The 19,258-nt window shown below is 72.4% G+C and carries 18 protein-coding genes; 10 read left to right on the top strand and 8 right to left on the bottom strand.

Going from position 1 to position 19,258, the window contains the following annotated elements:
* Positions 1-240: 240 nt before the first annotated feature.
* Both OG599_RS33635 and OG599_RS33640 read right to left on the bottom strand, forming a co-directional pair.
* Positions 241-1,479, bottom strand: coding sequence for an FUSC family protein (locus tag OG599_RS33635; protein WP_327179750.1), 1,239 nt, complete (start codon positions 1,477-1,479; stop codon positions 241-243).
* 153 nt (positions 1,480-1,632) lie between these two features.
* Complete coding sequence (locus OG599_RS33640; RefSeq protein ID WP_327179751.1) at positions 1,633-2,562, bottom strand: PmoA family protein; 930 nt, start codon at positions 2,560-2,562, stop codon at positions 1,633-1,635.
* Positions 2,563-3,054: 492 nt separating this feature from the next.
* Between OG599_RS33640 and OG599_RS33645 the strand changes: the two genes are divergently transcribed.
* Positions 3,055-4,350 (top strand): alpha/beta fold hydrolase, encoded by a 1,296-nt coding sequence (locus OG599_RS33645; protein WP_327179752.1) that lies wholly within the window; start codon positions 3,055-3,057, stop codon positions 4,348-4,350.
* A gap of 351 nt (positions 4,351-4,701) precedes the next feature.
* On the opposite strand, the gene OG599_RS33650 is transcribed toward OG599_RS33645, so the two are convergent.
* Complete coding sequence (locus tag OG599_RS33650) at positions 4,702-5,274, bottom strand: rhodanese-like domain-containing protein (protein ID WP_327179753.1); 573 nt, start codon at positions 5,272-5,274, stop codon at positions 4,702-4,704.
* Between the two features lie 94 nt (positions 5,275-5,368).
* On the opposite strand from OG599_RS33650, the gene OG599_RS33655 reads away from it, so the two are divergent.
* The 7 genes from OG599_RS33655 to OG599_RS33685 all read left to right on the top strand — a co-directional run bounded on the left by OG599_RS33655 (position 5,369) and on the right by OG599_RS33685 (position 11,213).
* Positions 5,369-5,647 carry a metal-sensitive transcriptional regulator gene (locus tag OG599_RS33655; RefSeq protein WP_327179754.1) on the top strand — a complete coding sequence of 93 codons (279 nt, stop codon included), beginning with the start codon at positions 5,369-5,371 and terminating at the stop codon, positions 5,645-5,647.
* A gap of 229 nt (positions 5,648-5,876) precedes the next feature.
* Positions 5,877-6,476, top strand: coding sequence for a helix-turn-helix domain-containing protein (locus OG599_RS33660; protein WP_327179755.1), 600 nt, complete (start codon positions 5,877-5,879; stop codon positions 6,474-6,476).
* Between the two features lie 132 nt (positions 6,477-6,608).
* Positions 6,609-7,577, top strand: a complete 969-nt coding sequence (locus OG599_RS33665) for an NADPH:quinone oxidoreductase family protein (protein WP_327179756.1) — start codon at positions 6,609-6,611, stop codon at positions 7,575-7,577.
* Entirely contained in the window at positions 7,574-8,764 is a 1,191-nt protein-coding gene (locus OG599_RS33670) for an acyl-CoA dehydrogenase family protein (RefSeq protein ID WP_327179757.1), read from the top strand. Before OG599_RS33665 ends, OG599_RS33670 begins: the two co-directional genes overlap by 4 nt.
* Positions 8,761-9,891 (top strand): acyl-CoA dehydrogenase family protein, encoded by a 1,131-nt coding sequence (locus OG599_RS33675; RefSeq protein ID WP_327179758.1) that lies wholly within the window; start codon positions 8,761-8,763, stop codon positions 9,889-9,891. Before OG599_RS33670 ends, OG599_RS33675 begins: the two co-directional genes overlap by 4 nt.
* Positions 9,892-10,092: 201 nt before the next feature.
* Positions 10,093-10,287: a hypothetical protein gene (locus OG599_RS33680; protein ID WP_327179759.1), complete on the top strand. Its 195-nt coding sequence runs from the start codon at positions 10,093-10,095 to the stop codon at positions 10,285-10,287.
* Positions 10,288-10,469: 182 nt separating this feature from the next.
* On the top strand, positions 10,470-11,213 hold the full coding sequence (locus OG599_RS33685; RefSeq protein WP_327180279.1) for a hypothetical protein: 744 nt from the start codon (positions 10,470-10,472) through the stop codon (positions 11,211-11,213).
* 111 nt (positions 11,214-11,324) lie between these two features.
* Here OG599_RS33685 and OG599_RS33690 read toward each other — a convergent pair whose 3' ends face one another.
* The 5 genes from OG599_RS33690 to OG599_RS33710 all read right to left on the bottom strand — a co-directional run bounded on the left by OG599_RS33690 (position 11,325) and on the right by OG599_RS33710 (position 17,661).
* Positions 11,325-13,109 carry an ABC transporter ATP-binding protein gene (locus OG599_RS33690; protein WP_327179760.1) on the bottom strand — a complete coding sequence of 595 codons (1,785 nt, stop codon included), beginning with the start codon at positions 13,107-13,109 and terminating at the stop codon, positions 11,325-11,327.
* A 121-nt stretch (positions 13,110-13,230) separates the two neighbouring features.
* Positions 13,231-13,734 carry a DinB family protein gene (locus tag OG599_RS33695; protein WP_327179761.1) on the bottom strand — a complete coding sequence of 168 codons (504 nt, stop codon included), beginning with the start codon at positions 13,732-13,734 and terminating at the stop codon, positions 13,231-13,233.
* A gap of 81 nt (positions 13,735-13,815) precedes the next feature.
* Positions 13,816-15,462, bottom strand: a complete 1,647-nt coding sequence (locus OG599_RS33700; protein ID WP_327179762.1) for an MFS transporter — start codon at positions 15,460-15,462, stop codon at positions 13,816-13,818.
* Between the two features lie 44 nt (positions 15,463-15,506).
* Positions 15,507-16,139: a class I SAM-dependent methyltransferase gene (locus tag OG599_RS33705; RefSeq protein WP_327179763.1), complete on the bottom strand. Its 633-nt coding sequence runs from the start codon at positions 16,137-16,139 to the stop codon at positions 15,507-15,509.
* Between the two features lie 160 nt (positions 16,140-16,299).
* A complete protein-coding gene (locus tag OG599_RS33710; protein WP_327179764.1) occupies positions 16,300-17,661 on the bottom strand; it encodes an FAD-dependent oxidoreductase in 1,362 nt (453 codons plus the stop codon).
* Positions 17,662-17,940: 279 nt separating this feature from the next.
* On the opposite strand from OG599_RS33710, the gene OG599_RS33715 reads away from it, so the two are divergent.
* Positions 17,941-18,894, top strand: a complete 954-nt coding sequence (locus OG599_RS33715; protein WP_327179765.1) for an adenosine kinase — start codon at positions 17,941-17,943, stop codon at positions 18,892-18,894.
* Between the two features lie 116 nt (positions 18,895-19,010).
* The gene (locus OG599_RS33720; protein WP_327179766.1) at positions 19,011-19,247 is read left to right on the top strand and encodes a CDGSH iron-sulfur domain-containing protein; all 237 of its coding nucleotides are present in this window, start codon (positions 19,011-19,013) and stop codon (positions 19,245-19,247) included.
* Positions 19,248-19,258 lie beyond the last annotated feature (11 nt).

Below are 19,258 nucleotides of genomic sequence, written 5' to 3' on the forward strand. Positions count from 1 at the left end.
TAAAGGCAAGCGCTCGGCCGGGAAAGCGAGAAGAACGGTGTTCGTTCTTCTGAACCGAGTTCTTGTATGCGAACGCCGGTGACGGTACGTCAACCGGAATCGGCGGTCAATGGGTTGCGCGCGAACCGATACGAAGGGGCCCCCGGGCTGTCGGCCCGGCCCGGCGGACGAGCCGGAACCGGACCCGACGGCCCCCTGGACGGACGGACCTCAGGACTCCTCGACCGGCCGACGGCCTCGTCAACCGGCCTCGGGACTCCTCGGCCGCCGCCGTCGCGGTCCGTTGCTGCTCAGCCTCCGGATCAGCCGGCGCAGCCGGGGGTGGCGCTCGTGCAGCTCGGCCGACCGGCGGTCGAGTTCCTCGCCCAGCCGCTCCGTACGCTTGTCGATGTCGAGCTCGTCGAGGACCCGGTCCACCTCGGCCAGCAGGGCGCCGTGCAACTGCCACTGCCGGGGGTGCTCCTGCACGTCCTCCAGCAGCAGATCGGCGATCCGGTCGCGCGTCTGGCGGCCCCGCGCCAGCGCCTCGGCGAGGCGGTCCTCGGCCTCCTCGCCGCTCGTCGCCAGTGGCGAGGTGATCAGCCGGGCGAACGCCTCGATGGCCTCGGCCATCCGGTCGAAGAGTTCGGTCAGCCCCTCGCCCACGTCGTCCGGGAACATCTTCTCCTCGGTGCGCTGCTTGGCCAGATCCGTCAGGGTGCGGGTGAGCACGCGCAGCACGACCGCGCAGATCTCCAGGGTGTCCAGACCGGTACGGAGCACGACCCGGTTCAGCAGCCCCTGGCGCACCCGTGGGTTGAGCATGAGGCTCTCCTCGGCCTGCCTCAGCGAGGCGTCCACCTCCACGATGTCGTGGTCGAGGCGGCGAGCCTCGTGCAGCCGGGCGGCGGCCTCCGGTACGGGGATGTGGCCACCGATCTCCTGCCCCATGGCGCGCAGCATCGAGCCCATCCGGGTGGCCAGCCCCTCGATGGAGGCGCCCGCCGTCTGCACCCACACCGGTGGCGCGAAAAGGAGGTTGAAGAGCAGCCCGACCCCGGCGCCGATCAGCGTCTCCATGATCCGGTCCCAGGCGGTGTCGGCGACCTGGGAGACACCCAGGACGAGCATCGCGCTGATCGCCACCTCGGGCACGAACTCGTTGACCCGCACGACCCGGCCGATCATCAGGGCGGTGAAGATCGTCAGCCCGAGGCTCCACCAGTTCAGGCCCACCAGCGCGCTGAAACCGATCGCGATGAGGACACCGACGATCACCGAGTTCACTCTGCGGATGCCGGTGGTCAGGGTCGCGTAGAGGGTGACCTGCACGACCAGAAGCGCCGTCAGCGGAGCGGTCAGCGGCGCCGGCTGAGGCAGCGTCGCCTGGGCCACGGAGAACGCGATGACGGCCGCGGCCGTGGAGCGCAGGGTCTGCACGACCACCGGTTCGGTGGTGCGCCGGACGAGTTCGAGTACGGGTGCGGAAACTCCAGACATTCCTACAAACTGCCCCGAAGATCGCGTTCGCAGCACCCCCGGTTCCAGGTGCCTCCGTACGGACGCAGCACGGCCCGCGCCGGTCGCCACCGGACACGGGCCGTCCGGTGCCCGGTGGCGACCGGCGCGCCTTCGGGCGCTGCCTGCCGGCGCCTACCAGGCCATCCCGTCCAGAGCGGCCCCGATCCGGTCCCGCCCCCAGGCGCCGTCCGCGATCAGCACCCGGTAGCGCCGTTCCAGGGTCCGGCCGGGATCGAGCACCAGCTCCTCGTGGAACGCGAACGACGGGGCCATGCCCGCGTAGGAGTCGTTGCGTACGAACCAGTGCGCCGGATGCGTTCCGCGCGCGCCGGTGTGGTCGTTCTCGGGCGCGTGGGCCATGACGACCGTGGCGTACCCGTCGAAACCGTCGTGCTCCCCGGTGTACGCGAGCCAGTCGGACTGCTGCCCCTTCAGGTCCGGGCCCTCGCCGTCGGCGGAGAACACCCGGCCGCCCCGGAAGGCGCGGGGGCCCCGCCAGAACAGCCCGGTGTACCCGGCGCCCGTCCGCCCGTGCGTGGCCGGGCTGCCGAACCGCAGCGGTTCCGCCCGCCGGTTGGTCACCGCGCTGGACCACGTCAGGGCCCAGCTCCCGCCCGCCGGGTCGATGTCGTGCACCTCCACCCGCCGTACCTCGTCGGCCCAGTGCTCGCCCGAGTACGGATGCCAGGTCAGCCGCTCCGCGAGGGTGACCCCGTCCTCCCGCGCCGAGACCTCGTCGAACCCTGCGTGCGCCATCGAACCGACCCGTTCCGGCAGCGGCTGGTAACCCTCGCCGGGCACGTAGGAGTTGCCGCCCCAGAGGTTCTGCCCCGACAGGTGCGAGGCGGTCATCGACAGGCCCTTGTGCCAGCGGTGGTCGTTCGGGCGGTAGTCGGTGACGGTCCGGCCCGCGAGGGTGCGCAGCGGGTGGACGTAGGGCTTCGGCGCCTCCCAGGCGGCCTCGGCCCGGTAGACGTACCGCAGGAGCTCCACCCCGGTGGAGGCGACGGAGACACGGACGTCCTCGCCGTGCCGGTGGACGAGGACGGGCTTCGCGGTCATGCGGTGATCTCCGTAAGGGGTCCGTGGGGCCAGTGGTGTTCATGGGGCTGTGGGTGGTTGTGGGGACTTGTGGGCTGTGGTGTCCGCAGGTACGGGCTCGGGTGCGCCGGGAGCGGGCATGGCGGGGCCCCGGCCTCGACGGCACGGCGCGCCCAGCGGTGTAGCAAGCGCTTTCTATCCGAACTTAGGCGCCCTGCCGGGAGTCGGTCAAGAGAAGCGGCACAGGGGCCGCCGGAACCGGTAAGCGGCTCGGTGCGGTGCATCGCCGCTGGTGAGCGGCGTGAAAGCGCCCTGCGCGGCCGAAGGGGGCACTGGTGCGGGCGGTCGACCAGCACTCGCGGGGGGAACGCTGCCGGTGTGCGGACCGGCATGCGGAGGAGCCCCGCCGCCTGACACCGGCCCGGAATCGCCCCCGATGACCCGGGGCGGAACGAGCCACGTGGAGGCCGTGTGCTGAACTGTCCGGAATCCGACTGATTCAGGAGCAGTGCTGTGACCAGTTTCCGCCACCCCGGTGTCGTCTTCACGGACCGCAGGTTCACCGTCCCCCTCGACCACGACGACCCCGAGGGCGAGCGGATCGAGGTCTTCGGCCGCGAGGCGGTCGCGCCGTCGAAGGCCGGCGAGGACCTGCCGTGGCTCGTCTACCTCGAAGGCGGCCCGGGGTTCGGGGCGCGGCGCTTCGTCGGTACGGAGGCGTGGCTCGGCCGGGCCCTCGAAGACTTCCGCGTCCTCCTCCTCGACCAGCGGGGTACCGGACTCTCGACCCCGGCGAACCGGCAGACCCTGCCGCTGCGCGGCGGTCCCGCCGAACAGGCCGCGTATCTGGGCCATTTCCGGTCCGACAGCATCGTGCGGGACTGCGAACTGATCCGCGCGCAGCTGACCGGCGGGCGCCCCTGGACGGTTCTCGGCCAGTCCTTCGGCGGGTTCTGCGCCGTCCGCTACCTCTCGGCAGCCCCGGAAGGCCTGGCCGCCGTACTCATCACGGGCGGACTGCCCTCGCTCGACGCCCACGCGGACGAGGTCTACCGGGCCGCGTACCCGCGCATCGAGCGGAAGGTCGCCGCCCACTACGCCCGCTACCCGCAGGACGTCGCGCGGGCCCGGGAGATCGCCGCGTACCTCGCGTCGCACCGCGTCGAGTCCGCCGGCCATCTCCTGACACCCGAGGGCTTCCAGTCGCTCGGCATCATGCTCGGCGGCGGTCAGGGGAGCCACCAGCTCCACTACCTGCTGGAGAACGCCTTCGTCACCACTGCGGACGGCCCCGCGCTCTCCGACACCTTCCAGGAGGCTCTCCGTACGGCGAACTCCTTCGCGGGGCACCCGCTCTACGCCCTGATGCACGAGGCGATCTACGGCCAGGGGGAGCGGCCCACCGGCTGGTCCGCCGAACGCGTCCGCGCCGAGTTCCCGCAGTTCGACACCGGGACGGCACTCGCCTCGGACGGTCCGCTGCTCTTCACGGGCGAGAGCGTCCACCCGTGGCACTTCGAGACGGATCCCGCGCTGCGCCCGCTGCGCGAGACCGCCGAGCTGCTGGCCGCGCGGACCGACTGGCCGGAGCTGTACGACAAGGAGCGGCTCGCCGCCAACGAGGTCCCGGTCGCGGCGGCCGTCTACCACGACGACATGTACGTGGACACGGCCCACGCGCTCGCCACCGCGGCGGGCATCCGCGGGCTGCGGACCTGGGTGACCAACGAGTTCGAGCACGACGGCCTGCGCGCGGGGGGACCGCGCGTGCTGGACCGCCTGCTGGCCATGGTCCGCGACGACGTCTGAGCGCCGACCCGGGGAGACGGGGGCGGAGACGGGGCGTGGGCCCGTGGGCCCGTCCCGGACCGGTGCCGCGAGCGGGGAGGCGAGACGAGCCCCTGCCGCCTCGCCCGCCTCCCGCCCGCGGAACAGGAGCGGACGCGCCTCACTCCAGCGGAGCGCTCAGCTCGATGGAGCGAGCGCAGCGCCGCCGCGAGGGCCGGTTCGTCGCCGAAGTCGAGGGCCGTGTCCGTCAGCTTGATGACGTGTTCGTCGCCGTGCGCCAAGGCAGCGCGGCCCACCCCCGCCGGCTCTTCGCTTCCCCGCCTGCCACCCGCTCGCACGCGGGCCGGTCGGTGCCGCGCGGACGCGCCGGGTTCAGCTCTGCAGGGCTTCCAGTGTCTCGTTCAGGTCCGGGGCGGCCTGCGGGGCGCGGTTGTGCGGCAGCTTGGAGAGCGCCGCCGCCATGCCGCAGGTGTTGCTGACCGCGGAGAAGACGAGGCCCGAACCGATACCGGCCGAAAGCCAGCGGGCCGCGGGGAAGCGGCGGCCCGCCAGGATCCCCGCCACCACGAGGGAACCCGCAGCGAGGCGGACCTGGCGCTCCATCGGCCAGACGGCCTTCGCTCCGGCCGGACGGTCCAGCTCGTGCCCGGCGCCTTCCCAGGCGGAGGTGCCGCCCGTCAGGGTCGTGGACGCTATGTCGGCGTCGGCGAGTATCTCGGCCGCGCGCGTGGAGCGGACGCCCGAGGCGCACACCACGAGCAGCGAGTTGCGCGCGGCGGCTGCCTTCAGCGCCGGAAGGGCCTCGGCCATGCGGTCGAGCGGGACGTTGTGCGCGCCAGGTACGTGCCCCGAGGCGTATTCGCCGGGACCCCGGACGTCGATGACGGTGAATTCGTCCAGGCGGGAAGCGGTCTGGTCGGGGGAGAGGGTTGCCGGGCTGGTCACGAGCAGGGTGTCCTTTCGGTCGAGAGCAAGTGGAACGGGTTCCTCCTGCCCCGGCGAGGATAAAATACCCCTGGGGGTATTCGGAGGGGTGTGTGTGGAACTCGACATGGCGGCCGACGAGCTGAAGGCCGTGCTCAACCGCCTGCGCCGCGCGCAGGGACAACTCGGTGCGGTCATCCGGATGATCGAGGAGGGCCGCGACTGCGAGGACGTCATCACGCAGATGGCGGCCGTCTCGCGCGCACTGGACCGGGCCGGCTTCGCGATCATCGCGACCGGGCTCCAGCACTGTCTGGCCGAGGGTACGGCGGAACCGGAGGACCGGGAGCGGATGCGGGCCCGGCTGGAGAAGCTCTTCCTCTCCCTGGCCTGAGAAGCCCACTCGCCTGAGGAGCTCACTCGCCTGAGAAGCCCGCCGGCCTGAGGAGCCCGCTGGTCCGAGGAGCCCGCTGGTCCGAGGTGCCCGCTGGTCCGAGGCGGGCCCGGGACGCCCACGCGGCGCCTTTCGCCGACCTCGGCCGTGGCTCGCCGAACCCGCTGCGGTCCGTCGGCCACGGTGCGCGGTTGACAAACGCCGTTGCCGATTCCGCACACTGGTCGGCATGAAGGAACAGGCGCAGGGCGACCCCGAGCTGGACGCGGTGATCTCCGGGGTCGGCCCCCGGCTACGCCGCCTGCGCAAGGACCGCGAGGTGACCCTTGCCGCCCTCTCGGCGGCCACCGGCATCTCCGTCAGCACCCTCTCCCGGCTCGAGTCCGGCGGTCGCCGCCCCAGCCTGGAACTGCTGCTGCCCATTGCCCGCGCCCACGAGGTCCCCCTCGACGAACTGATCGGCGCTCCGCCCGTGGGCGACCCCCGGGTCCGGGCCGAACCGGTCGTCCGCCACGGCCGCACCATGTTCCCGCTCACCGCCCGGCCCGGCGGACTCCAGGCGTACAAACTCGTCCAGCAGGGCGGTACGGGCGAACGCCCCGACCTGCGCACCCACGAGGGCTACGAATGGCTGTACGTCCTCTCCGGGCGGCTGCGGCTGCGCCTCGCCGACCACGACCTGGTGATGGGCCCCGGCGAAGCCGCGGAGTTCGACACCCGGCTGCCGCACTGGTTCGGCCCCGCCGGCGAGGAGACGGTGGAGTTCCTCTCCCTCTTCGGGCCGCAGGGGGAACGGATGCACGTCATCGCCCGGCCCAAGGCCGACTGACGCCACCACCGCGGCTCACCCCCGACGCCCCGGGCCGCCCGTTTCCGGGTCCGCAGAGTGTTCCCAGGGAGCAAGCGACCGCTTAGTATGCGCCGGAGCAGGAGTTACGCCGACAGGTTTGTGGAGGCCTTCATGCAGGCATGGCGAGTGCACCGGAACGGCGAACCGAGCGAGGTGATGACCCTCGACGAGACGGACCGCCCGGTCCCCGGCGAGGGCCAGGCACTCCTCGCGGTGCGTGCGGCCAACATCAACTTCCCCGACGCGCTGCTCTGCCGAGGCCAGTACCAGGTCAGGCCCCCGTTGCCCTTCACGCCCGGGGTCGAGATCTGCGGCGAGACCGAGGACGGACGCCGGGTGCTCGCCACCCCCGCGCTCCCGGACGGCGGCCTCGCCGAGTACGTCGTGGTGGACGAGGCGGCCCTGCTGCCCGCCCCCGACGCGCTGGACGACGCGGAGGCCGCCGCCCTGCACATCGGCTACCAGACCGGCTGGTTCGGCCTGCACCGCCGGGCCCGTATCCAGCCCGGCGAGACCCTGCTCGTGCACGCCGCCGCCGGGGGAGTGGGCAGCGCCGCCGTCCAGCTCGGCAAGGCCGCGGGCGCCACCGTGATCGGCGTCGCCGGAGGGCCCGAGAAGGCCGCCGTCGCCCGCGAACTCGGCTGCGACCTGGTCATCGACCGGCGCACCGAGGACATCGTCGCCGTGGTGAAGGAGGCCACCGGCGGGCGCGGCGCGGACGTCGTCTACGACCCGGTCGGCGGCGACGCCTACGCCAAGTCCGTCAAATGCATCGCCTTCGAGGGGCGGATCGTCGTCGTGGGCTTCGCCGGCGGCACCATCCCCGCCCCGGCGCTCAACCACGTCCTCGTCAAGAACTACTCCGTCCTCGGACTCCACTGGGGCCTCTACAACACCAAGGACCCGGCCGCCGTCCGCGCGTGCCACGACGAGCTGACCAAGCTGGCCGACCAGGGGCTCGTCAAGCCGCTGGTCAGCGAGCGTGTCCCGATGTCCGCCGCGGCGGACGCCGTCCAGCGGGTCGCGAACGGCACGACCACCGGACGCGTCGTCGTGCTGCCGACCGGAGGCACCCGATGACCACCACCGTCGACGCCGCCGAACTGCTCCGCCGCACCCGCGAGCTGCTCGCCGCACACCCCCCGGCCACCACCGGCCGCACCGAGTTCCTGGGCGCACGCTTCGACGCGGGGCTCGCCTGGGTCCACTACCCGGCCGGCCTGGGCGGCCTCGACGCCCCCCGCTCCCTCCAGCCGGTCGTCGACGCCGAACTCGCAGCCGCCGGCGCCCCCGACAACGACCCCCGCCGGATCGGCATCGGCCTCGGCATGGCCGCCCCCACCATCCTCGGCTTCGGCACGGACGAGCAGAAGCAGCGGTTCCTGCGCCCGCTGTGGATCGGCGAGGAGGTGTGGTGCCAGCTCTTCAGCGAGCCCGGTGCCGGCTCCGACCTGGCCGCGCTCTCCACCCGGGCGGTCCGCGACGGCGACACCTGGACCGTCGACGGGCAGAAGGTCTGGACGTCCAGCGCCCACCTCGCCCGCTGGGCCATCCTCATCGCCCGTACCGACCCCGACCTGCCCAAGCACCGGGGCATCAGCTACTTCATCTGTGACATGACCGACCCGGGCGTCGACGTGCGCCCGCTGCGGCAGATCACCGGCGAGGCCGAATTCAACGAGGTCTTCCTCACCGGTGTGCGCATCCCCGACAGCAGGCGCCTCGGACCCGTCGGGGAGGGCTGGAAGGTCGCCCAGACCACACTCATGAACGAGCGCGTCTCCATCGGCGGAGCCCGCATCCCTCGTGAGGGCGGGATGATCGGCCCCGTCTCGCGCACCTGGCGCGAGCGCCCCGAACTGCGTACCCCCGACCTCCACCAGAAACTCCTCACCCTCTGGGTGGAGGCCGAGGTCGCCCGGCTCACCGGGGAACGGCTGCGCCAGCAGCTCGTCGCCGGGCAGCCCGGCCCCGAGGGCTCCGGCATGAAGCTGGCCTTCGCGCGGCTCAACCAGGAGATCAGCGGGCTGGAGGTCGAACTCCTCGCCGACGAGGGCCTGCTCTACGGCGACTGGACCATGCGCCGCCCCGAGCTGGTGGACTTCACCGGGCGGGATGCCGGCTACCGCTACCTGCGCTCCAAGGGCAACTCGATCGAGGGCGGCACCAGCGAGGTGCTGCTGAACATCGTCGCCGAGCGCGTCCTCGGCCTGCCCGCCGAACCGCGCACCGACAAGGACGTCGCCTGGAAGGACCTCGCCCGATGACCGCCCCGAACCAGCCCGCCACCCCCGACCTCCTCTACTCGGAGGCGGAGGAGGACCTCAGGTCGGCCGTCCGCGCCCTGCTCGCCGACCGGTCCGGCGCGCCGTCCGTGATCGCCCGCACCGAGTCCGACACGCCGTACGACCAGCACCTCTGGAAGACCCTCGCCGCGGACATCGGTGCCGCCGGACTGCTGGTGCCCGAGAAGCTCGGCGGCCTCGGCGCCACCCACCGGGAGGCCGCCGTCGTCCTGGAGGAACTCGGCCGGGCCGTCACCCCGTCCCCGTTCCTGACCAGCGCCGTCGTCGCGACGGCCGCCCTGCTCGCCCTCGGCGTCGAGAACGGGCCCGCGGCCGAGCTGCTCGGCGACCTCGCGGCGGGACGGCACACCGCCGCGCTCGCCGTACCGTTCGCCGCCGCGCCCGGCGCGGACCACACCGCCGACGTGACCGCCGACTGCGGCGCGCTGACCGGCACCGTACGGGGCGTCGCCGACGCGGCCCTCGCCGACGTGCTCCTGGTACCCGCCGCCACCGGGCTGTACGCGGTCGAGCGTGCCGCCCGAGGGGTGGTCCTGGAGGTGCTCGTCCCGCTCGACCTCACCCGGCCCCTCGCCGGGATCACCCTGGACGGCGCCGCCGCCACGCTGCTCGCCGGGCCGGACGCCGGCGCCGCGGCCGTACGGCACGGGCTGCTGACCGGCGCCGGTCTGCTCGCCTCCGAACAGCTCGGCGTCGCCGAGTGGTGCCTCGCCGAGACCGTCCGGTACACGCGCGAACGCCACCAGTTCAACCGGCCGGTGGGCTCCTTCCAGGCGCTCAAGCACCGCATGGCCGAGCTCTGGCTCCAGGTCGTCTCGGCCCGAGCCGCCGCCCGCAACGCCGCCGACGCGCTGGCCACCGACGCGGCCGACGCGCCCCTCGCGGTGGCCGTCGCCCAGGCGTACTGCTCCGGGGTGGCGGTGCACGCGGCCGAGGAGTGCGTCCAGCTCCACGCCGGGATCGGCATGACCTGGGAACACCCGGCCCACCTGTACCTGAAGCGTGCGAAGGCAGACTCCCTCGCATACGGAACGGCCGGCCGCCACCGCGAGGCCGTCGCCGACCTGGTCGAGCTCCCGGCCCCCTGACGGCGCCGGGACGGGGCGGGAGGACGCGTTCCGCCCGCCCCGTCAACGGGACGCCGACCTGCCGCCGTCACCTCTCCGGGCGACATCGTCACAGCCAGTCAACACCCGTTCGGCGGACACGCCAGTCCGCCGAACGGCGCTCGCGCTCCGCCACACTGGCCGCGGCATGCCGCACACCGGGCGCGGCGGAGGAGGCGGGGCATGGTCATTTCCATCTCACTCGTGGTGTTCCTGTTGATCATCGCGATCATCTTCATGCGCAACGGCGGACTGAAAATCTCGCACGCCATCGTCTGCGCCCTGCTCGGCTTCCTCATCGCCGGCACGCGGATGGCACCCACGATCCACGACGGCATCGCCTCCACCGCCGAGATCGTGAGCGGGCTCAGACCCTGAGACCCGACGGCCGCGCGCCCGCCACGCAGGGCACCCGGCCCCTCCCGCCGACCTCGCGCACCCGGCCGCCCGCCGCGTTCACCCGCGGCGGGCGGTAACGTCGTCTCCAGGTCCCCGTCCGATTTCCGGCGACCCGGAGCGACACCGTGCCGCTCCCCGTCGCGCGTCTGGAGCACTCCGTCATGTCCTTCCCGCCCTCCGGCCGTCACTCCGGCGCCGCGCACCACGAGTACTGCAACAGTGCCCTGTGCTGCCGGTGCCAGACGCGGACCTGGTCCACGCACGTGGCCGGAGAGCGGCTCTGCGGACCCTGCAGCTCCTGCTGCCGCGAGTGCGGACGGGCCCCGGCGCCCCACCTGGACGGTCTCGACCAGGGACTCTGCGCCGACTGCCGGGGACTCTGCGGGCGCTGCCACAACCCGAAGCGGCCGGACGGTTCCTGCGGCTGTGAGGCATGGCACCGCTTCGCCGGCAAGGACCCCTTCGGCTACGTACTCAACGCCCTGCCGCAGCCCCTCGTCCAGGGATTCGGCCGAGGGCTGCCCGCCGAGATCCACGACCTGATCCGCCAGGAGCTGGGACGGCGGACGGCCTTCGTCCTCCGGGAGCGGATCGAGCGCCGCTGGAACCTCCGCTGGGCACACGCCCTGCACGAGAAGGACGAGGACGGCCGCCGCCGGTGGACCCCGCTGGAGATCGCGGAAGCCCTGCTGACGCGGGGCCGCTGCCCCGACCCCGACTGCGAGGACGGCTACCTCGTCAGCACCGACCTGCCCTGCGGACGCTGCCGGCAGCCCACGTACCGCTTCGTGCCGTCCGTCTCCGAGCGCAGAGCCACCACCGACCATGCCCGCCACACCGCGGCCGAGATCCGGCGCAGCCTGCTGGAGAACCGCACCCGCACCCGGCGCGCCCCCCGCGGCTGACCCGGGCAGCCGCCCGGGTCCGGGCCGCGGCGCGTACGTGCCATGGCGTGTGTCGAAAGTAGCGCCGTCCGCCCGGACATCGCGGGACAGGCGGGACTTTCGACACACGGCCTAAGCCGCCCGGGACGGGTGCAGACCCGCGTACACACCGCCGCGGCGCATCAGCTCCTCGTGGGTGCCGATCTCCGCTATCCGGCCGCCTTCCATCGCCACGATCCGGTCGGCGGCCCTGATCGTGGACAGCCGGTGGGCCACCACGAAGACCGTCCGTCCCCGCACCAGCCGGGCCAGAGCCTCCTGCACCAGCGCCTCGGAACGGGTGTCCAGCGCCGAGGTCGCCTCGTCGAGAATGAGCACCTTCGGGTCCCGGATCAGCGCGCGGGCGATGGCCAGGCGCTGCTTCTGGCCACCCGACAGCCGGGCCCCGCGCTCGCCGACCACGGTGCGGACGCCGTCCGGAAGGGCTTCCACGAACTCCAGCGCGTTCGCGTCGCGCAGCGCCCGGCGGACCGTGCCCTCGTCCGTGTCGCCGAGACCGTAGGTGACGTTCTCCTCCACCGTGCCCTCGAACAGGATCGACTCCTGCGGGACGACGGAGAGGAACCGCCGGTACGTACGCAGGTCCAGCGAGGCCATGTCCCTGCCGTCGAGCAGAATCCGCCCGGAGGCCGGCCGGATGAACCCGATCAGGAGGTTGAGGACCGTCGACTTGCCCGCCCCCGACGCACCGACCAGGGCGACCGTCTCGCCCGGCCGGGCGGAGAGCGTGAACTCCTTCACCGCGTCGCCGGAGGCCGCGTCGTAGGAGAACCCGGCGCTCTCGAAGTCGATGCGCCCCTCGACGCGCTCCACCCGCTCCTTGCCCGCGTTGATCTCCAGGTCCGGTGCCTGGAGCACCTCGCCCGCCGAGCGGACCGACTCCAGCCCCTGGCTGATCACCGGCGCCAGGCTCAACAGGGTGGACACCGAGCCGGTCAGCGTGGTGAAGAAGGCGCTCAGCATCACGACGTCACCCGCGGTGATCGCCAGCCAGCCGTGGTAGGCGACCAGCGCGGAACCGGCGAGGCAGCCGACGCCGAGCGAGTTGAGCAGGATCCAGGCCATCGCGCCGAACCGCCCGTTGAGCACGTCGAGGCGCAGCCCTGCCGTCAGCACCTGGCTCAGCGGACCGTCCACCCGGCCGAGCGCGGCCTTCTCCAGGCCGTGCGCCCGGGTGATGGGGATCAGGCTCGTCATCTCGCTGACCCGGGCGGAGAGTTGCTCGACCTCTTGGCGGAACGACTCGTTGTGGGTACGCAGTCGGGTACGCAACTTCATGACGAGGAACGCGGCGGCCGGCACGACCACGAGGAACACCGGGAGGAACGACGGCACCCGGACGGCTATCACGGCGAGGCCGCCGATCAGGGTGACGATCCCCGCGAGCCCCATGTCCGCGCTCTGCTGGACCATGTGCTCGACCAGTTCGACGTCCCGGACCACCTTGGCCTGCAGGACACCGGCGCTGGTCCGCGCGTGGTAGCCGATGGAGAGCTGCTGCATGCGGCGGCAGAGCGCCTGCCGCAGGGACGTGCCCATCCGGCGCACACTGCCGTTGAGGCAGCGCACGTACAGCAGGTGCATGGGGTAGTTGAGGACGAGGACGAACAGCAGCGCACCCGCGTTGAGCCACAACTCCCTTTCGGGGCTGTGCCGGACGACGATGTCGATGATGTTGGCGGTGATCAGGGGGAGCAGCCAGATCGGGCTGTGCTTGACGATGAAAGCCGCCACGGCGAGCACCAGCCGGGCCCGGTCCGGGCGGAGCAGGTAGCCGAGGGTGCGGATGGGATGTTCGCCCCGGTAACGGTGGTCGAGCGCGGAGAGCCGCGGAGGAAGGGCAAGCGTGTGCTGCATCCGACCAGCCAAGCCGCCCGCCCTCGACCGCCGCAAGACCCCATCCGCATCGTGGGCGCGCGTCCTGCGGAAACCCCGCTGGTCACGGGTGCGGCGCCGGTCCCGCCGAAGGGCCGCCCACCTACTCGCCGACTTCCCCGTCGATCGCCTCGCGCAGCAGGTCGGCGTGGCCGTTGTGGCGCGCGTACTCCTCGATCATGTGGGTGAGGACGTAGCGGAGCGAGATGGTCTCGCCCCGGAAGTCCACCGTGTCGTCGAGGGAACCGACGGCATCCGCGGCGGCGCGGGAGGCCTCGCACGCCTCGCCCCAGAACGCGAACGCCTCGTCCGTATCGGCGTCTTCCACCTGGAAGTCCGCCAACTCGCCGTCCACCCGTGGCCAGAGGGCCTTCAGGTCCTCGCCGTTCACCACCATCCCGAACCAGCTCCGCTCGACCTCCGCCGCATGGCGTACGAGGCCCAGGAGGGACAGGCCCGAGGTCGGCACCGCCCGCCGCTTCAGCTGATTTCCGGTCAGCCCCCGGCATTTCATGGCGAGGGTCGCGCGCTGGTAATCGAGGAACGCGGTCAGGGAGGCACGGTCGCCCGCGGTCATGGACGGCGTCGTACGCGAGTCGTCGGTCATCCGGCGATCATCGCAGTACTGCCGTGTACGAGCCGGACGGGGCCGCGGCGAGGGGTGGCGGGAGGGACGACCCGCTGGGATTCACGGGTTCCCGGGCGGCCTCCCACCGGGCGGAGAGGCCGGTGACGGCGAATCCGCGTCGTCCGTCGTCACCCGGGTCCCCGGGTGAAAGCGGGAGCAGAGGTACGCGATCACGAGCGCCCCGGCCATCCCGTAGAAGACCCACTGGTTGGCCTCCGCGAAGTCCACCCGGATCGCGTGCATCGAGTCCCGCGTGATCTCGGCCGCCCGGCCGTCCCCGGTGGGCTGCCGCGCGTCCGAATTCCCGGTCACGGACTCCGCGATGCTCTGTGCCGCGTCGTGGGCCGTGCCGCTCGGTACCCCCGCCTCGCGCAGGGTCTCGCCGACCCGGCTCACCGTCACATGCGTCAGTACGGTGCCGAAGACCGCGAGGCCGATGCTCGCCGCGAAGTTGCGGATGGTCTGCGTGACCCCGGTGACCTCCCCGTACGAGGCTCCGATCGAGCGGTTCACCGCGTCGGTGGAGGCGGGGGCGAGCAGCAGGCCGATTCCGGCGCCGGCGACGGCGGCGTAGAGCCACTGGTCGTGCATGGAGAGCTTCGTGAGGTTGGCGGCCCAGAGGGCGAAGCCGACGGCACCGACGGCGGTGCCGAGCCTGATCGCCGGGCGGGCGCCCCGTTTGTCGAGGATGCGACCGCCCCACTGCGAGGCGAGGGCGAACCCGATGAAGAAGTACAGGAGGTAGAGCGCGGCCTGGTTCGGGGACGCGCTCAGGGACACCTGGGCGTAGACCGACGCGAAGAAGAACACGGGTACGAAGGCGAGCATGGCGAAGAAGAGCACGGCCATGTCCACGCTGAACGCCCGGTCGCGGAAGACCTGGAGCCTGACGAGCGGGTGCGCGGCACGGAGTTCGAAGCGGCAGAAGACGACCAGCACCACCAGCCCGGCCGCGATGCACGCCCAGGTCGCGGGGGAGTCCCAGCCCCAGGTGGCCGACTGCTGGAGCCCCAGCACGGTCAGCCCCATGCCGAGGGCCATCAGTACGGCGCCCGGCACGTCCAGCGGCTCACGGCGGGAGCGGTCCGGGATGTGGGCCAGCAGGGTGAGGACGATCGCGATCACCGCGACGGGTACGTTGACCCAGAAGATGGCCCGCCACGTCCACCCGGTCAGCCAGCCGCCCAGCAGCGGCCCGACCGCGGTGAGCGCGCCCGAGACGCCGAAGAAGAGGGCGAGCGCCCGCCCCCGGCGTTCCACCGGGAACACGGCGATCACCACGGCGAGCGCGGCCGGGAACATGAACGCCGCGCCGATGCCCTGCACCGCGCGGAACCCGATCAGCCACGCCTGCGCGAAGTCGCCGGAGGGCACCGCGCCGCACAGCGCGGAGGCGATGACGAAGATCAGCGTTCCGCAGAGCATGACCCTGCGATGGCCGTACAGGTCCGACAGCCGGCCGCCGAGCGCGAAGAACGCCGCCAGCGTCAGCAGATAGGCGTTGACCACCCACTGCATCTGCGAGGAGGTGAGGCCCAGTTCACGGACGATGTCGGGTGCGGCGATGGCCACGATGGTCTGGTCGATGAAGGTCATCGACACGGCGAACAGCATCGCCGCGAGGGCGAGAGCCTGGTTCGGCGCCGCGCTCGCCGACGTCCCTCCGGCCACCTGTGGACTCTCCGCACCGCTGGTCGTGTCACCCATGCGACCCATGGTCGCTTCGGGGAAACGAGCCCGCACTCCGGGCGTCAGGCGCGGCGGCAGAGCAGGAAGAGGTGCGGTTCGGCCGTCGCCTGCGGATGCGCGGGGGTGAACAGCGAGCTGCGGCCGGAGACGACCGTGAAACCGGCGTCCGTCACCAGCGCGGTGAACGCGGGCCCGTCGAAACTGGTCACCCGCACCGGGCGGCCCATGAAGAGACCGTCGACGCCCTCCACGTCCAGCGGAACCGTCGCCACGGCCAGCAGACCGCCCGGCCGCAGGGCCCGGGCGATCCCGGCCAGCAGCGCCGCCTGTTCGCCGCGGGTCATCTGGAGCAGCGAGAAGTAGACGCAGGCGGCGTCGAAGGACTCCTCCGCCAGCGGGAGTTCGCGGATGTCGGCGCGTACGAAGGACGCCCCGGGGACCTGCCGGGCCGCCAGCTCCACCATCACCGGCGAGACGTCCACCCCGTGCACCTCGTGGCCCGCGGCCACCAGCACCGCGGCCGTCGGACGGCCGGTCCCGCTGCCCACGTCCAGCACCCGGCTGCGCGGCGCGAGATGCCCGGTCAGCTCCCGCAGGGAGTCCAGGTGCGCCGGCGAGCCGGCGAAGGCCCGCTCGTACTGGACGCCCAGCGCGTCGAACACCGCAGCCGCCGAGGTGCCGCTCACGTCGTCCATGGGTGCGTTCCTTCCGCGGGCCGGCCGGGTCACCCCGGATCGTGCCACCCGGTGCGCCCGCCCACAACGGGGCGCGGGCCGGCGGCCGGTCACCGTGGGAACGACGGCGTCCCCGGCCTCCGCGCGTGCGGGGACCGGGGACGCGTACGCCGTGCGGGGATCAGGCTCCGGAGGCGTCCAGCATCGCCGAACGCTCCACCACCTTGATCCGCTCGCGGCCCTGCTCGGCACCGAGCGCCTTCTCGTGCGCGTCCAGGCGGTGCCAGCCCTCCCACGTGGTGTAGCGGACCCCGCGGCCCTCCAGGTGGGCCACGACCGCGTCGGGCTCGGGCTGCGCCGGTGCGGGCAGACGGCCCTCGGCCCGGTCCTCCAGCAGGCACTCGACGGTCTCGTTGGCGTCACCCTTGGTGTGGCCGATGAGACCGATCGGACCGCGCTTGATCCAGCCGGTGACGTACACCGACGTCATGTGCTCGGAGCCCGCGATCACGCGCCCGGCGGCGTGCGGAACCGTGCCGGAGGCGGGGTCCCACGGGAGCTTCGGGAGCTCGTCGGAGTAGTAGCCGACCGCCCGGTACACGCTCTGCACGTCCCAGTCGGTGAAGGTGCCGGTACCGCGCACGTTGCCCGTGCCGTCCAGCTCCGTGCGCTCGGTGCGCAGACCGACGACGGAACCGTCCTCGCCGAGCACCTCGACCGGGGACTCGAAGAAGTGCAGGAACAGCTTGTGCGGGCGGTCGCCGACATCGCGGATGGCCCAGTTCTCCAGCGTCTGGGCGACCATGTTGGCCTGCTTGTTGCCCCGGCGGGTCTCGATCGAGCCCTCGTCGTAGTCGATGTCCTCGGGGTTGACGATGACCTCGATGTTCGGCGAGTGGTCCAGCTCGCGCAGCTCCATGGGGCTGAACTTCGCCTGGGCGGGACCGCGGCGCCCGAAGACGTGCACCTCCAGCGCCTTGTTGGCCTTGAGGCCCTCGTAGACGTTGGCCGGGATCTCGGTGGGCAGCAGCTCGTCGGCGGTCTTGGCGAGGACGCGCGCGACGTCCAGGGCCACGTTGCCCACGCCGAGCACGGCGACCTTCTCGGCCGTCAGCGGCCAGGTGCGCGGAACCTCGGGGTGACCGTCGTACCAGGAGACGAAGTCGGCGGCACCGTAGGAGCCGTCGAGTTCTATCCCGGGGATGTCGAGGGCGCGGTCGGCCTCGGCGCCCGTCGAGAAGATCACCGCGTCGTAGAAGGAGCGGAGCTCGTCCAGACCGATGTCGTTCGGGTAGTCGACGTTGCCGAAGAGCCGGATCTGCGGCTTGTCCAGCACCTGGTGCAGCGCGGTGACGATGCCCTTGATCCGGGGGTGGTCGGGGGCCACGCCGTAGCGGATCAGACCGAAGGGTGCGGGCATGCGCTCGAACAGGTCGATCGAGACACCCGGGTCCTTGGCGGCTTCGGATTTCAGCAGCGCGTCGGCCGCATAGATTCCGGCGGGACCGGCTCCGACAATGGCGACGCGGACGGGGCGTGTCATGGGGCTGTAGTTCCTTCGTTCCTCGGGGCGGGCGAACGCGGGCAGGGTGCCGTCAAGGTAAGGCTTGACTTACTACACCCCCCTACACGCTATGTCCTCGCCTTCCCGGCGCTGTGACCGGGGTCGCCGGGAGGTACGGCGAAGACGTGGACGGCCCGCTCCGGACGCCGCCGGGCGTAGTGAAAATGGTTTCAGTACTTTTCCGCAAGGCGTTGCGGGCGACTGTGGACGGCTGCTTGACTCGCTCCGTCCCGCACGAGCCGCTACCGGGGGAGCCGCATGAGCACGGAGAACGACGTACTGGTCCTGGGAGGAGCGGGAGTCGACACCATCGTGTACGTCCCCGAGCTGCCGCTCCCGTACGCCGACAGTCACATGATCCGCCCCGGCATCACGGCGCGCGCGGGGCAGACCGGCGACTTCGTCGCCCTCTCGCTCGCCTCCCTCGGCCTGCGTACCCACCACATCGACCTGATCGGCGACGACCACGAAGGCGACCTGGTCCGGGCGTTCCACCGCGACCGGTCCCTCCCCCTCACCGAGGTCCCGCAGCCGCTCGGCACCAAACGCGCGGTGAACCTCGTCGGCCCGGACGGCCGGCGGCTCTCCCTGTACGACGACAGCCGCGCGGCCGAGAGCGACCGGCTGCCGGAAGCCACCGTGCGGGCACTGGCCGAGAGGAGCCGCCACGCGCACGTCTCGATCACCTACCCGTGCGCCTTCACCCTCCCGCTGCTGCGCGAGGCGGGCCTGACACTCTCCACCGACCTGCACAACTGGGACGGCGTCAACCCGTACCACGAGCCCTTCGCGTTCGAGGCGGACCTCGTGTTCCTCTCCGCCACCGCCCTGGCGGACCCTGGGGCGACCCTGCGCAGGATCGCCGAGCACGGCAGGGCCCGCGTCGCGGTCGCCACCGACGGGGCCGCCGGTGCCCACCTGCTCGTCGACGGCGAGCTGACGCACGTCCCCGCGATCGCCCCGCCCGAACCGGTCGTCGACTCCAACGGCGCCGGCGATGCCTTCGCCGCCGGCTTCCTGCTCGGCTGGCTGGCCGGCGAGGAACCCGCGCGGTGCGCCCTCTTCGGCGCAGTCGCCGGGGCCTACGCCTGCACCGTGGAGGCGACCCGCGCCGACGCCATCGGCCGTGAGCTGCTGCTCGCCCGGGTGGCGGAGTGGGAGGCGAGTGCCGGGACGGCGCCCGGCGCCTCGACGGGGGCGGCGCGCGTCTGAAACCCGGCGCGGCGCTCGGCGTGCGTGCGGTCCGGACGGGGACCACCATCGAGTCAGGTGTCCGCCCGGGCCGTACGCCCGTAGACCCGCGCGGCGGACCCCGGAAGGCGGTCCCCGTGCCGGAAACACCTCGTGCCCCCTGCCGCGTCACGCTCACCGAGGACGGACCGCTGCTGCTGGAGGGGCCCGTGGAGGTGACCCTGCCGGACGGCGCCACGGTGGTGTCGGACCGGTTCGTGGTCGCCCTGTGCGTATGCCGCAAGAGCCGAATCCACCCCTGGTGCGACACCAGCCACCGGCGCCGGGTGAAGGACGAGGAGGGCGCGGGCGAGGGGGGAAAGGGGCGAGGCTGACGGGGCGGGCG

Origin of the sequence: Streptomyces sp. NBC_01335, assembly GCF_035953295.1 — a bacterium.
Classification (GTDB): domain Bacteria; phylum Actinomycetota; class Actinomycetes; order Streptomycetales; family Streptomycetaceae; genus Streptomyces.

Excerpts from the sequence above, each read along its gene's own strand:
- OG599_RS33635 (WP_327179750.1), bottom strand. The coding sequence starts at position 1,479 with ATGTCTGGAGTTTCCGCACCCGTACTCGAACTCGTCCGGCGCACCACC.
- OG599_RS33640 (WP_327179751.1), bottom strand. The coding sequence starts at position 2,562 with ATGACCGCGAAGCCCGTCCTCGTCCACCGGCACGGCGAGGACGTCCGT.
- OG599_RS33660 (WP_327179755.1), top strand. The coding sequence starts at position 5,877 with ATGAAGGAACAGGCGCAGGGCGACCCCGAGCTGGACGCGGTGATCTCC.
- OG599_RS33665 (WP_327179756.1), top strand. The coding sequence starts at position 6,609 with ATGCAGGCATGGCGAGTGCACCGGAACGGCGAACCGAGCGAGGTGATG.
- OG599_RS33670 (WP_327179757.1), top strand. The coding sequence starts at position 7,574 with ATGACCACCACCGTCGACGCCGCCGAACTGCTCCGCCGCACCCGCGAG.
- OG599_RS33675 (WP_327179758.1), top strand. The coding sequence starts at position 8,761 with ATGACCGCCCCGAACCAGCCCGCCACCCCCGACCTCCTCTACTCGGAG.
- OG599_RS33680 (WP_327179759.1), top strand. The coding sequence starts at position 10,093 with ATGGTCATTTCCATCTCACTCGTGGTGTTCCTGTTGATCATCGCGATC.
- OG599_RS33685 (WP_327180279.1), top strand. The coding sequence starts at position 10,470 with ATGTCCTTCCCGCCCTCCGGCCGTCACTCCGGCGCCGCGCACCACGAG.
- OG599_RS33690 (WP_327179760.1), bottom strand. The coding sequence starts at position 13,109 with ATGCAGCACACGCTTGCCCTTCCTCCGCGGCTCTCCGCGCTCGACCAC.
- OG599_RS33695 (WP_327179761.1), bottom strand. The coding sequence starts at position 13,734 with ATGACCGACGACTCGCGTACGACGCCGTCCATGACCGCGGGCGACCGT.
- OG599_RS33700 (WP_327179762.1), bottom strand. The coding sequence starts at position 15,462 with ATGGGTGACACGACCAGCGGTGCGGAGAGTCCACAGGTGGCCGGAGGG.
- OG599_RS33705 (WP_327179763.1), bottom strand. The coding sequence starts at position 16,139 with ATGGACGACGTGAGCGGCACCTCGGCGGCTGCGGTGTTCGACGCGCTG.
- OG599_RS33710 (WP_327179764.1), bottom strand. The coding sequence starts at position 17,661 with ATGACACGCCCCGTCCGCGTCGCCATTGTCGGAGCCGGTCCCGCCGGA.
- OG599_RS33715 (WP_327179765.1), top strand. The coding sequence starts at position 17,941 with ATGAGCACGGAGAACGACGTACTGGTCCTGGGAGGAGCGGGAGTCGAC.